Genomic DNA, 13,243 nt, shown 5'->3' on the forward strand with positions numbered 1-13,243 from the left:
AAAAAAGAGGAGGACAATATGAGCTTTGATTTTATTGTGGCGATTTTCCTAATTGGTTGTGTAGGCTCATTTATTTCAGGGATGTTAGGAATAGGTGGAGCCATCATCAACTTCCCGATGCTGTTGTATATTCCAGTCGCACTTGGTGTAGGTCATTTTACAGCACATGAAGTTTCAGGTATTACAGCGATACAAGTGTTTTTTGCTACAATTGGCGGTGTTTGGGCATACCGTAAAGATGGTTATTTAAATAAGACTCTAATTGCTTTCATGGGAAGTAGTATTCTAATTGGAAGTTTTATTGGGGGATTTGGCTCTACTCACATGCCGGAAACCGGAATAAATATCGTTTATGGAATTTTAGCGTTGATTGCCGTGATTATGATGTTTGTACCTAAAAAAAGAATAGACGATATTCCTTTAGATCAGGTGAAATTTAATAAATGGCTTGCAGCACTTCTGGCATTTGTCGTTGGGATTGGAGCTGGTATTGTTGGTGCGGGAGGCGCATTCCTGCTCGTTCCCATCATGCTTGTCGTCTTAAAAATACCGACTAGAATGACAATTGCCTCTTCCTTAGCAATTACATTCATTTCATCTATAGGTTCTATTTTTGGAAAGGTTTCTACTGGACAAGTGGAATTCCTACCTTCTCTTATCCTAGTTGTTGCCAGTTTAATTGCCTCACCGCTAGGAGCGAATATTGGGAAAAGGGTTAATACGAAAGCACTGCAAGTCATTATGGGTGTGTTAATCTTTGCAACTGCAGTGAAGATCTGGATTGATATTTTATAATTAAAAAATGGAGGAATCATCATGGTTAAAATTACACATGCTGCAATAGTAAAAATTAAACAAGAAGTTCAAGACATTATTGATGAAGGCAAAAAGCCGTTTATCCGTTTAACAATGGGAATTGGCTGAGGGGGCCCACAGCTTCGTCTGGCTCTGGAGGAGTCAGCATTAGAAAATGATGATGTAACTGAACAAGATGGGATTCAGTTTTTAGTTAATGAAAAGGACAGAGTTTATTTTGATCATGCAAAAATTGATTATACGAAGAACCTATTTGGAGGCGGACAATTTATCGTGCTTCACGTATAAATGTTTCTCCATGAAAAAGGGCACGTAAACTTTTTTACGTGCCCTTTTAGTATTTGTAGATAAACGTGCAAAAAAGGTTTTCGAGAAAAATAAATGAGGGTGTCCCAAAAGGTGTCAGGCACCACTATATGTACAAAGTTCATGATAATTTTTCTTCTTTGTTGATTGGAGCGGAAGGCGCTCGACTCCTGCGGGAGTACGGGGCAGGGGAGACCCCGCAGGCGCAATAGCGCCGAGGAGGCTCCCCGGGCCGCCCCTAGAGCGGAAATCAACAGACAAGTATAACAGATCAATAATAAAGAAAGGGGTGCCCCTAAAGTTATACTTTTGGGACACCCTTGTTTTTCGATAGTATTGCCTGCTACTTAATGTTATATTCAGGATAGATCCCAATTAATGTCCTTTTTTGATAAAGGTAATATAGTTATTCCCGTCTCTTTCTGTCTTTAAAAGAGTGTTATGATTTTTTTCGCACCACGATGTAATATCTTTTACAAAATTACAATCAGTCGTATTAATTTGTAAAATAGCGCCTTCTTCTAGTTGCTTCATATTTTTATGAACGGCCATAATCGGACCTGGGCAGGTTAACCCAGTTGCATCTATTTGAATAGATGGTTTGATTTCCTCATGAGAAGACTGAACTGCTTTTTTGGCTTGATTAAAGACAGAAGAATACGTTTTCCATCCCCCGTCTAAATTTTTAACATGGTAGCCATTATCTGAAAGGATTCTAGCTGCCAAGTATCCTCTCAAACCAACCTGGCACGATACATAAATGGTTTGGTCTTGAGGAATTTCTGCAAGTCGCCCGCGAATTTCTCCAAGAGGGATATTGATCGAACCTTTGATATAGCCCATTTCCCTTTCGATTGGTTCCCGAACATCAATTAACAGTCCGCCATTTTCAACAATTTCATCAATCTCGTACCATTGAACAGTCTCTGAGTCTCCACTTAATATATTTGAAGCCACATATCCAGCCATATTAACAGGGTCTTTTGCTGAAGAATATGGTGGTGCATAGGAAAGTTCAACTTCAGTTAAATCAAATACGGACAGATTTCCTTTAATGGCTGTTGCAATTACATCGATTCGTTTATCCACTCCGTCCATCCCAACAGCCTGTGCTCCTAAAATTTCACCTGTAACTGGTTCGAATAGTAGCTTTAAGGCGATTGGTGTTGCACCAGGATAATAGCCGGCATGGGAGATGGGGTGGATGTGAACCACTTCATACTCTCTATTTAACTGCTTCAGACGTTTTTCATTATTCCCTGTCGTAGCGACCGTTAAATCAAATATCTTAGCAATTGAAGTTCCTAAAGTTCCTTTATAGGCTTCATTCTTACCATAAATATTGTTTGCAACTATTCTTCCTTGACGGTTGGCAGGTCCTGCTAATGGAATCATTGCCGCATTCCCATTAATATAATCTGTTACTTCAATCGCATCACCGATTGCATAAATATTTTCATCATTGGTTTGCAGGTATTGATTTACTTGAATGCCACCACGCTCGCCAACATGTAAACCAGCCTGTACCGCTAATTTGTTTTCCGGGCGGACGCCAATTGCTAAAATAATCATGTCAGTAGAAATTTGTGTTCCACTGGTAAGTTCAAGAGTACTTCCGTTATTTTTAAAGGAAACAACCCCATCTTCTAAAATAAGGTCTACACCTTTCTCCATTAAATGACCATGAACGATTGAAGCCATTTCATAATCTAACGGTGCCATTACTTGATTGCCCATTTCCACTACTGTAACGTGTACACCACGATTCGCTAGATTTTCAGCCATTTCTAGACCGATAAATCCACCGCCGACTACCACTGCTCCTTGAGGTTTATGGGTGTCTACAAAGTGTTTGATTTTATCTGTATCAGGAATATTGCGAAGAGTAAACAAATGGTTTGCTTCAGATATTCCGTCGATATTTGGGACAATCGGCTTTGCCCCTGGTGAAAGAATTAAGGTATCATAGCTTTCTTCATAGCTTTCACCTGTTTGTATGTTTTTCACCACTACAGTCTTTTGGTCCCGATTTATTTCGGTAACCTCGCTTAAAGTCCGAATATCGAGGTTAAACTTTTTGCTCATTCCCTCAACAGTTTGAACTAACAGCTTCTGACGATCCTTGATGGTTTCACCTATATAATATGGAAGCCCGCAATTGGCAAATGAAATGTGTTCTCCACGTTCAAAAAGAATAATCGTTGATTGTTCATCTAATCTTCTTAGCCTTGCTGCAGCAGTTGCCCCGCCAGCTACGCCACCAACGATGATGATTTTTTTTGACATTTCTCTTCCTCCTTAAAAAATAATATACCCGTACAGGTATATATTAAAGTTTATATCAAAGATTTACAATGATTAATATCACAAAAAGTTAAATACGCAAGGGGGTATCCGAAAAAGTGTAACAAAAATTCCACTAGACAAGATAGGAGGCATTCGTCCAACTAAGAAAAAACATTGAAAAAACCGGGAAATAGCATAATTTTTAGTCGTATCCAGAATTAATTGTTAGAAGGGTCATTATTATTTCGAATAATACCCGAAACGAGGGAAGAAGAGTAGGCAGGGTCACTATTATTTCAAATAGTGCCAGATATAAGCCAAAAAAAGCCGATTGGGGCACTATACATAAAAATAGTGACCGAGATCAGCTAAAAGAGCCGATTCCGGTCACTATTCTTGTGTATTTTAATTTTTCGACTTTGAGAATTGTCCAGCTTTAGTAGCACAGTGCTTTTCACTGTAACTTATTCCATGGTTGCTGCTATTTCATTTTCTAAGTATAGCACCTCTGCTTTTTCATCATAGGAAATGAGTTCAGCGTATCTTCCCCAGTCAATTAAGATATCTAATTGATGCTCCGCTTCTTCAGGGCCAAAATGCTTTTCGAGAATTTCAATGAAAAATTCCCGTTCCATTTTATGATTCGATTTGGAATGCAATACCCATACGATTTTTTCCATAATCGGAACATTCTTAGTTAATTGCTCTTTAAATAAGATTTTCCGTTCGAGTACACTGGCCTCGGCAAATTGATGTCCAAGAACTGTCAGATCTATATCACCTTGTAGAATGGTGGCGAACCCAAGCAGCTGTGCTGCCTCGACAATTGGCAGGAAGTCATCTAAATCCAAGCTTAATTGATCGGCTAGTTTGTATAAGTCCACTTTTTCTCCAAGATCCTCGACCAATTCAATGAAGCCTGTGAGAGCCCCTGCTGGTACCTCTTGAATTTTTTCAAGCTTCTTCTTAGACACTTCAGCAACATCCACAGACGGTACTTCCCGTTTTGTTAAAATAGAATAAATCCGATCAACGAGCGAAGTAAATTGAGGATGCTGTTTATCCCGCCAATGTGGCATCGTAATCTTGATATCCGTAATAACCCGTGCCGGGTCCCGTGATAAAACGATGGCGCGATCGGACATATAGACTGCTTCCTCAATACTATGGGTAACCATAATAATGCTTTTGGTAGGAATTTTTTTCTCCGTCCATAATTCCAGCAAATCCCGTTTTAAGTTTTCTGCCGTTAATACGTCTAGGGCCGAAAAAGGTTCATCCATAAGAAGGATATCAGGCTCCATGACGAGTGCACGCCCAATTCCCACACGCTGACGCATACCGCCTGAAAGCTCCTTCGGATAGGCGCTTTCGAAACCGTCGAGACCAATCATGTCAATGACAGCAAGTGCTTTCCGCATCTTTTCTGCCTCTCTTAACGGTTTATTTTCCAGTCCTAGTTTTACATTTTCAAGAACCGTTAGCCAAGGAAATAACGCGAATGACTGGAATACCATTCCTACGCCAGGGTTCGTGCCAACAATTTGTTCTCCATTATACAAAACTGCTCCTTGGGAAGGGGAAACGAGCCCAGCAATAATCCTTAGAAGGGTAGATTTCCCTGAACCGGATGGCCCGAGGATGGAAATGAATTCTCCTTCTTTTATTTTGAGATTAATATCATCTAAAATAGTAACATTGCCTTTATTTGGTAAATCATATCCTTTGCGAATATCTGTTAATTCCATTAGTGTTTTTTTCATGACAATCACCTCTAATCCAAATGATATTTCTTTTCGGCTAAATTATACAGTCTACGCCATAAGAGCCGGTTTATGATGACGACTAATAAGCACATGACGATAATACCCCAAATAATTTCAGGCCAATTTCCTTTTGTGGTCGCTTGAGCAATATAGGAGCCCAAACCATAGGCTTGAAGAGTATTATTTTTCCAAGATACAATTTCCGAAACAATACTAGCATTCCATGCTCCCCCACTTGCAGTGATACATCCTGTAATGAGAAAAGGAAAAACGGCTGGAAGGATAAGTGTTCGCCAAGTTTGCCAGCGGGTTAATTTTAAAATCGAACTTGCCTCTTTAAGATCCGATGGTATGGTCATCGCACCGGCAATGACGTTAAAAAGCACATACCATTGGGTGCCTAACATCATTAAAGGAATGGACCCAATCCCCATTGGTATATTCAGCTTAAGGTAAAGAATAGCGAAAATAGGGAATGCCATGTTGGCAGGGAAAGATGATAACACTTGGACAATTGGTTGAGCAATTCGTGCCAGACGTGGATTCGTCCCAATATAAACACCAACAGGCAATGTCCAAATAACAGCTAGGATGGTGGAAACAAACACCCTTAATGCAGTCATCAGACCTAATGAAACGACATGCAGGATTTCAGAAAAGCTTAGTTTACTAATTTCAAGAAAACCTTCAAAAATATATTTACATGAAATGGCGACCACAATTCCAACAAGCACCCATTTGACAATTTTTTTGAAGAGATTAGGAATTTGTGGAATTGTCGTCTTAATTCGTTTTTTAGAAAGAACAATCAACCAATCATGGATTTGTCTTTGAATCGTTTGATTCATGTACTGAACAAATCTTGCCCGTTTCAGGAAATTGAATACCCAAGATGTCGGAACCTCACTTGCTTCGGTCTGTTCATTTTTAAATTTTTGGCTCCATGCGATGATAGGGCGCCAAAATAATTGATCGACCAAAACTATTAGTGTAATCATTGTTAAAATGGAATAAATAATCGCGGTCACATTTCCTTCATCAGCAGCTATGGCCATGTACGAACCGATACCGGGCAAATGGATATTTTGATTAAGAACACTGATGGATTCACTTGCAGCAAGAAAGAACCAGCCGCCACCAAATGACATCATGCTGTTCCATACTAAGCCGATCATTGAATAGGGTAATTCGAGCTTGAAGAAACGATTCCAACTACCTAATCGATTCATTTTTGTTGCTTCGTCCAATTCCCTTGGAATGGTTTTTAGTGAGTGGTAGAAGCTAAACGTCATATTCCAAACCTGTCCGGTAAATATAGCAAAAATTGATGCGCATTCGACACCGAGCAAACTTCCGGGAAACAAGGACATGAAGGCGAGGACTGTAGCTGATAGAAATCCGAGTACAGGTACCGATTGCAAAATATCGATCGCCGGAATCATGAATTTTTCTGCAGTCTTAGAGTAAGCAGCGATTCGCCCATAAATAAAAGTAAACAATAATGATGCTACAAAGGCGATGAACATTCGAAGCAGTGACCTTCCTGCATAGTAGGGAAGCCATTTTGGGTCAAGGCTTATCGTTGGCTGCTGAACTGCCGAAAAAGGTACCTGCATACCCGAGCCAAGCTTGGCTACGGCAAATAATATGGCGAATATTATAAAAATGACAATCAAATCCGCCCAGCCAAATTTATTTTTTTGTTTTCCATTTGAGAAAATATTGAGTCGCATAGTGAACAGCCCCTTTTAAAAGCAAAATAAAAACTCCTGTCAAATGAGCAGGAGTGGTACCATTTTCTCTATATAGGGGGATAGGGGATCATTTCAGTCTAAGAAGGCTTAAAGGGCAGACTGAAAATAGACAGACCTAATCCGCAATAAAGGAATGGTAAATGTCCTACTTAGTATTAAAATAAATGAATTCCATAATCGACTGTGACTACTGTCCATTTACAGTTTTCCCTCCTTTTTTAATAAATATAAAAAGCCCCATAGGTTGGTCCTTTGGGGCATGAGTTCATAACAAAAACACCATTCCCCCGAGTTGAGCTTTGGCACTATACAACGTAAAGGAAATCCCTTAGCCACCTTAAGAAAAGCCTTAATCCGACAATTCCTGTTCTACCCATTGGCATCTTTCGATATTTCCGGGCAGTGGCCTTTGTTTGTATAGGAGCCTCACCTAACGAGGACCTATTCATTTATCATTAGAATGGTATCGTTATTAATTCCGTTTGTCAATTATATTTTTAAAATTAATGATTAAAAAAATTAGAGGATGCCCCAAAACAAAGTGTCAGACCCCGCAACATACAATATATAACTGAATTTATATATTGTATGTTGAAGTCAGACCGTTTTGGGACACCCTCTAAAGGGTATCGACAAGATCGTTTTTCTTGGCAAACATATATTGGCGGTGGTTTTTCCCTATCGATAAGACAATTCCCATTAACATCATATTGGAAAATAAGGAGCTGCCCCCATATGTTAAAAAGGGGAGGGAAATTCCTTTAACAGGCATTAAACCAACAACCATACCAATGTTTTGAAAAATTTGGACTGTCATACTAAATGCGATTCCAGCACATATATACGTGCCGAAATCTGTGTCCGATATATGCCCGATTCTAATAATTCGGAAGATGAGCAGAAGGAACAAAAGAATGACGAAGGAAGCAAAAAGGAATCCTCCCTCTTCAGCTACTGTTGCAAAAATAAAGTCAGTGTGCTTTTCAGGAATATAAACATTCCCCTTCATGTAGCCCTTCCCTAACATTTCACCGCTACCTACAGCCAAAAGAGATTTTGACGTTTGGTAGGCCTGATCACTGTTTTCCGACGGGTTCAACCACCCGATAATCCGCTCCTGCTGATGGGGTTTAAGTAATGGGACTAGATCTTTAAAAATAACATCAGGATTGTAAAAATATAAATAAACGAGTATTCCACCGATGATAGCAGGGACAATAACAAAAACAGCCACCAAACTCCTTTTTAATCCCGATAAATATAGCATGCTGGCAATAGCAATAAAATAGAGGAATACCATACCGGTATCCGGCTGCTGATAAACAAACAGTGAAGGTGGAGTGGCTACCAGGAGTATTTTCCCGATAAGCATTAAATCAGTTTTCACTGTTTTATTGACATGGATCGTATTATGTTTTGATATTATACTTGATACGAGAATAATTAAGGCAATTTTAAAATACTCAGATGGTTGTATTGAACCTAGGACAGGGATATTAAACCATCTTTTGGCCCCAAGGATTTCCGGAGCAATCGATTTTGGCGAAAAACGCAACACTATAATTGACAAGAACAATACAATATACGCAGGCCAAGCCAGTCTTTTGATTTGATCCATATCAAGATTAGCAACCAATATTAGCAGTACAAATCCAATCGCATAGTTAATTCCTTGCTTTAATGCGAAATTCTGCGCTCCATACTCGCCTGTCTGCTGACTGCTATAAATGAATAGTAAACTTACTATTAGAAATGCTACTAAGATCAGAATGATGGATCCATCTAATCTTTTGAGAAAATTGTTTTCTGTTTTCATCTTCTCACCAAACTTCATTTTATTAAACTGCAATGCTTATCATATAATATTTTCGAATTTTGGACCAGTGCCATGCTATCTTTTTTAATAGCAACTTTTTTCCAGTCGCTTTTGCGGTAAAGATAAAAACAAAAAAGCTGCTGATTTTTCAGCAGCTGAATGATTTATTTTTTTATTAAAGGTCAAATGATCCCGTAAGTTAATGTTTCATATTATTCATGTTCGTATTTGATGCTTGAGGCATCCCTTGGGCAGGTCCGTAGGCGTTCAGCATTTGATTCATATCCTGCTGGGCGAGCTGTGGCACTTGGTAATAATGATGTTTATTTTGATAGATAGAAAGCTCATATGCCATTTCAATGCAGTTTGGCACAGAATCTGCCAACACGCGGCGCACAACAGGATTTGTTGTTTCCAATGCTGCCATTGTTTTAGAGGATGCTCCGGATTTACAGGATGCCAGCATACAGCCTGAAATAAATTCATCAGATATTTCCGATAAAGTTTGCATCGGTTTTTTAGGTTGGGAAGGTTTTAACCCATACACGAAGTCATTACCTTGGTTCATTTTATAGCTTTGGGTTGGTTGGGAAGGATCTTGCCCTGTTTGGAAACATTCCACGGTAGTATTGTACTCACCCTGCATAAATTGGTATTGGCGGTCAAGAATATTCATTAATTCTTGGTCCTTCACATGTTGGCGCAGCATCATGTACTGATTCAAAGTACCTATAGAGCCAGATAACACTTCATGTAAGTCGAATACTTCATGACCCCCATGATTCATTTGCTGCGGTACCGCCCCTGTATGCATGTTTTGGTGCATTTGACCCTGTTGTTGGTTTTGCATCATTATAAATCTCCTCCTTGATGATAGTGGAAATTACCATTTTTATTTTGTATCAAGAAAAGAGAGTTATTCACAAAAATCAAATTAAAGCTTAATCACTTCTCCTAGTTTTAGTCCTAACCATCTGATAGTTCCAATAGGCAATTCGATAACCGAGTAGGCATTCTTGATAGGTTTTACAAATTGCCAAGGCTTAATTCCTTCTATTATTTTTACAATTCTTCCCTCTTTATTAAGGAATACAGCATCGATGGCAAAATGCATAAAACACATATGAATAGAATTACAAGGAATAATCCATAAACCCTCTGTCATCAATGGATCTTTCCTAAACATCAGGCCCTTGAATCTGGTAAAGAATGAATCTGCTATTTTAATAGAATAAGGAATCGTCTTTATTGTTAGAGTTTGCCCCATTTCACTATCTCCTAACCTCTAAAATGTTCTATATAATGAATATATAATAAACTAAATTCGTTCTCAATAGTGGATTTTGTAGAAATGCGTCGTTTTTTATTTAGAACATTTTTCCTAAAAACTATTTACTATTCACTAAATTACTAGTACTATTGTCTCAAAGGTTGTTCATTATATAGAACAAAATAGTAGATTGAAGCAAACGGTGGCGAATGTTGTTTGCTGTGACAATTCGTTCTATAAAATGAACTTATCTTTAAAAATAATTACCCATTATAGGAGGAAGTAAACATGTTGAAAAAAATCAAAAATCTAGTCGTACAAGAAGAAGGACAAGCTTTGACGGAGTATGGGTTGATTATTGCATTAGTTGCGGTTCTATTAGTTGGGTCGTTATTTGCATTAAAAACTCAATTATTAAATGTATTTACCAATATTGTAAGTGGTTTACAAAAAACATCTTAAATTATTTTTACTCGTCAACTTGAATGGTTAAAGTTCAATCCTGTGATATTACTTCATGAGAAAAAAGTATAGGAGGAAGAGAACATGTTGAAAAAAATTAAGAATCTAGTGTTGAAAGAAGAGGGACAAGCATTAACAGAGTACGGATTAATTATTGCATTAGTAGCGGTTTTATTAGTTGGATCATTAATCGCATTAAAAGAACAATTAATTACAGTATTTAAAAATATTGTAGACGGATTAAAAACTACAACAACCCCTTAAATAAGAAAGAAGTTTTATGACAAGCCGGCCCTACTCTTGAAGTAGGGCTTCAATTCTAAAAAAGAGGTTAAAATAAATGATTCTAATTACTATACTTCTTACAACTTTAATAATCTCATTGATTACTGATGTTAGGAAGAGAAAAATCCTTAATATAGTTACCCTTCCTACAATATTAGTGGCGTTTCTTTATTACTCTATTACTCTAGGATGGAGTGGCTTTTTGTATAGCGGAAAAGGCTTTCTTGTAGGCCTTGGTCTCCTTTTAATCCCCTATTTATTAGGCGGCATGGGAGCAGGCGACGTTAAGCTAATGGCAGCAATCGGTGCATTAATGGGACCTAGCTTTGTTTTTTACTCGTTTATTTACACAGCTTTAATCGGAGGAGCGATTGCTCTAATCTTGATTATTAAGAAACACGGTTTTATAAACATAACTAAATCCATATTTTTCAATGTTGTTTTTTTTAGAAGTAGTCTTGGTTCTATGACTATATCAAAAGATCAAAATAGCAGTATTTCATTCCCTTACGGAGTAGCCATAGTCTTAGGAACTTTATGTACACTTATCTGGGGTGGATTTTAATGAAATCAGAAAAAGGCCAATCACTGGTTGAGTTCGCACTGCTCCTGCCGGTGTTAGTTTTATTGTTGTTTGGAATTATCGATTTTGGGCGAATTTTTCATGCGTATTTAACAATTGACCATGCAGGCAGGGAAGCTGCACGCACGGCGAGTATTGGCAAAGATACAACTACTATTAAAAATACCGCTGTTAGTGATGCAAGCAGTATTAGATTAACAGCAGATCAGGTTGGTGTTACCCCAGGAACCCTTTCATCAGGAAGCAATGTCACTATAACCATCACTTATCCTATAAATTTTCTTACACCCGTAATAGGGAATATAGTCGGGCCGGTGACTTTAAAAAATACCACTGTAATGAGGGTGGAATAAATGAAGAGATTATTAAGATTGTTAAATTTGCGAGATGAAAGCGGTGCAGCATTGGTGATAGTGGCCATTTCTATGGTTGCTCTTTTGGGCTGTACTGCTTTAGTTATAGATGGAGGAAGAATATATTCAGAAAAAAGCAAACTCCAAAAGGCAATGGATTCTACGGTTCTTGCAGGAGCACAAGGACTTCGGACCAGTCAGGCACAGGCCATATCGATAGCAAAAGATGTCTCAGGTAAAAATGGTTATATGGTAACTGAAAGTGAACTTACAGTGACAAGCGATTCTATTAAAGCCACAAAACAAGTAAACGTTCCAATGACATTTGCAAAAGTAATTGGTATGAATAACGCAACAGTAAGTGCCACAGCAAAAGCAATAGTTGCTCCGCTCAAAAAAGCCAATGGGGTAGCTCCGATTGCGATTGAGCAGAGTGCTGTACCTAACTCAATTGTTTTAAATTGTGGACAAAGTAATCCAGGAGCTCATCATGGTAACTGCGGATATCTAGATTTAAATGGGAATGGAGCCAACGGTCTTGCAGATGGGATAATGAATGGAGCGACATTCGCAGTGGATACTAAAGTTGTTGAAACAGCTCCTGGGGGAAAAGTAGGAAAGGTGAGAGATGCAATTCAATACTTAATAGATAGTGATGCGTCTAAACCACAATGTCAAAGTGCTAGTACTGCTGATAATTCATGTAAAAGGGTAATAACCATTGTGGTCATTGATTCATGGGATGGTGCAAACGGAAAGAGTAATTTAAATGTTGTTGGATTAGCATCTTATTGGATTGAAAAATACAAAAACAAAACGATATATGGAAAATTCATCCGGAGTGTTGATCCTGGCGAAGTTGGCAATGAAACACCAATTGGGGAATATAACGTATACGGCGTCAAGCTTGTTGAGTAATACTGAGGGCCTATGAAATAGGGGAGGACAATATGAATACAAAAAAAATATGGATTATTTCATTAATACTGGGACTGGCAGTGGCGAGTATTACTTATCTGACCGTATTCTCAAAGGGAAAAGCTTCAACAGCTTCAGCTGTCGAGGTTAGTAAAGAAAAAGTAAAGGAAACAGCTGTGAATGCACAAGCAAAAGAAGAAAAAGTGCAGGGCAGGGATTTCAATAACCCCCTTGTCGAAGTAAGTAAAGGAAAAAGGGCAATCACGTTAAAAGTAAGTCTAGAACAAGGTGTTTCGGGTTATGTCGCACAAAATTCCAAAGTAGATGTGATTGCCTATTCAACAACTAAGGACGAAAAAACAACAAAAGAATATAAATCTGCAGAGATAGTACTTGAAAATGTAAAGGTTTTAACCTCTGGTAAATCTTCTGACAATAAGGAAGAGGCACTTCACTATGAAACTGTTACATTAGAAGTCACTCCAGAGGAAGGGGTAAAGCTAGGTTTAGACGCAAAAGATAAAGATGGATTCTATTTAATGCTTCGAAATAAAGAAGATTCAGAAACTGGAAAAGCGGGGATAAAGCAAACAAGAGAACTATTAAAAGAGGAGGGCAATTAAAAGAA

Annotated in this window: 13 protein-coding genes and 1 riboswitch; of the genes, 7 read left to right on the top strand and 6 right to left on the bottom strand. The window is 38.3% G+C overall.

Features of this window, described 5'->3' with window-relative positions; all coding sequences use genetic code 11:
- The first annotated feature begins 18 nt into the window (after positions 1-18).
- Entirely contained in the window at positions 19-795 is a 777-nt protein-coding gene (locus BN1082_RS07015; RefSeq protein ID WP_090632697.1) for a sulfite exporter TauE/SafE family protein, read from the top strand.
- A gap of 702 nt (positions 796-1,497) precedes the next feature.
- Here BN1082_RS07015 and BN1082_RS07020 read toward each other — a convergent pair.
- The 6 genes from BN1082_RS07020 to BN1082_RS07045 all read right to left on the bottom strand — a co-directional run bounded on the left by BN1082_RS07020 (position 1,498) and on the right by BN1082_RS07045 (position 10,011).
- Positions 1,498-3,408 carry a CoA-disulfide reductase gene (locus tag BN1082_RS07020; protein WP_090632699.1) on the bottom strand — a complete coding sequence of 637 codons (1,911 nt, stop codon included), beginning with the start codon at positions 3,406-3,408 and terminating at the stop codon, positions 1,498-1,500.
- A 464-nt stretch (positions 3,409-3,872) separates the two neighbouring features.
- The gene (locus BN1082_RS07025; RefSeq protein WP_090632701.1) at positions 3,873-5,171 is read right to left on the bottom strand and encodes an ABC transporter ATP-binding protein; all 1,299 of its coding nucleotides are present in this window, start codon (positions 5,169-5,171) and stop codon (positions 3,873-3,875) included.
- Positions 5,172-5,182: 11 nt separating this feature from the next.
- Positions 5,183-6,907, bottom strand: a complete 1,725-nt coding sequence (locus BN1082_RS07030; protein ID WP_090632703.1) for an ABC transporter permease — start codon at positions 6,905-6,907, stop codon at positions 5,183-5,185.
- A 299-nt stretch (positions 6,908-7,206) separates the two neighbouring features.
- A riboswitch (M-box (ykoK) riboswitch) is annotated at positions 7,207-7,373 on the bottom strand.
- Positions 7,374-7,547: 174 nt separating this feature from the next.
- A complete protein-coding gene (locus BN1082_RS07035) occupies positions 7,548-8,744 on the bottom strand; it encodes an FtsW/RodA/SpoVE family cell cycle protein (protein WP_090632705.1) in 1,197 nt (398 codons plus the stop codon).
- Between the two features lie 199 nt (positions 8,745-8,943).
- A complete protein-coding gene (locus BN1082_RS07040; RefSeq protein WP_090633221.1) occupies positions 8,944-9,594 on the bottom strand; it encodes a spore coat protein in 651 nt (216 codons plus the stop codon).
- 84 nt (positions 9,595-9,678) lie between these two features.
- Positions 9,679-10,011 carry a DUF192 domain-containing protein gene (locus BN1082_RS07045; protein ID WP_090632707.1) on the bottom strand — a complete coding sequence of 111 codons (333 nt, stop codon included), beginning with the start codon at positions 10,009-10,011 and terminating at the stop codon, positions 9,679-9,681.
- A 291-nt stretch (positions 10,012-10,302) separates the two neighbouring features.
- Here BN1082_RS07045 and BN1082_RS07050 point away from each other — a divergent pair, with 291 nt between their 5' ends.
- From BN1082_RS07050 to cpaB, 6 genes are all read left to right on the top strand, one after another.
- Positions 10,303-10,476, top strand: coding sequence for a Flp family type IVb pilin (locus BN1082_RS07050; protein ID WP_090632709.1), 174 nt, complete (start codon positions 10,303-10,305; stop codon positions 10,474-10,476).
- Positions 10,477-10,560: 84 nt separating this feature from the next.
- On the top strand, positions 10,561-10,740 hold the full coding sequence (locus tag BN1082_RS07055; RefSeq protein ID WP_090632711.1) for a Flp family type IVb pilin: 180 nt from the start codon (positions 10,561-10,563) through the stop codon (positions 10,738-10,740).
- A 76-nt stretch (positions 10,741-10,816) separates the two neighbouring features.
- The gene (locus tag BN1082_RS07060) at positions 10,817-11,326 is read left to right on the top strand and encodes an A24 family peptidase (RefSeq protein ID WP_245640338.1); all 510 of its coding nucleotides are present in this window, start codon (positions 10,817-10,819) and stop codon (positions 11,324-11,326) included.
- Positions 11,326-11,697: a TadE/TadG family type IV pilus assembly protein gene (locus BN1082_RS07065; protein WP_176699676.1), complete on the top strand. Its 372-nt coding sequence runs from the start codon at positions 11,326-11,328 to the stop codon at positions 11,695-11,697. Before BN1082_RS07060 ends, BN1082_RS07065 begins: the two co-directional genes overlap by 1 nt.
- A gap of 18 nt (positions 11,698-11,715) precedes the next feature.
- The gene (locus BN1082_RS07070; RefSeq protein ID WP_176699677.1) at positions 11,716-12,615 is read left to right on the top strand and encodes a TadE/TadG family type IV pilus assembly protein; all 900 of its coding nucleotides are present in this window, start codon (positions 11,716-11,718) and stop codon (positions 12,613-12,615) included.
- 32 nt (positions 12,616-12,647) lie between these two features.
- Positions 12,648-13,238 (top strand): Flp pilus assembly protein CpaB, encoded by a 591-nt coding sequence (gene cpaB, locus BN1082_RS07075; protein ID WP_090632716.1) that lies wholly within the window; start codon positions 12,648-12,650, stop codon positions 13,236-13,238.
- Positions 13,239-13,243: the final 5 nt, after the last annotated feature.

The organism is Neobacillus massiliamazoniensis, from assembly GCF_001048695.1.
Lineage (GTDB): Bacteria > Bacillota > Bacilli > Bacillales > Cytobacillaceae > Neobacillus > Neobacillus massiliamazoniensis.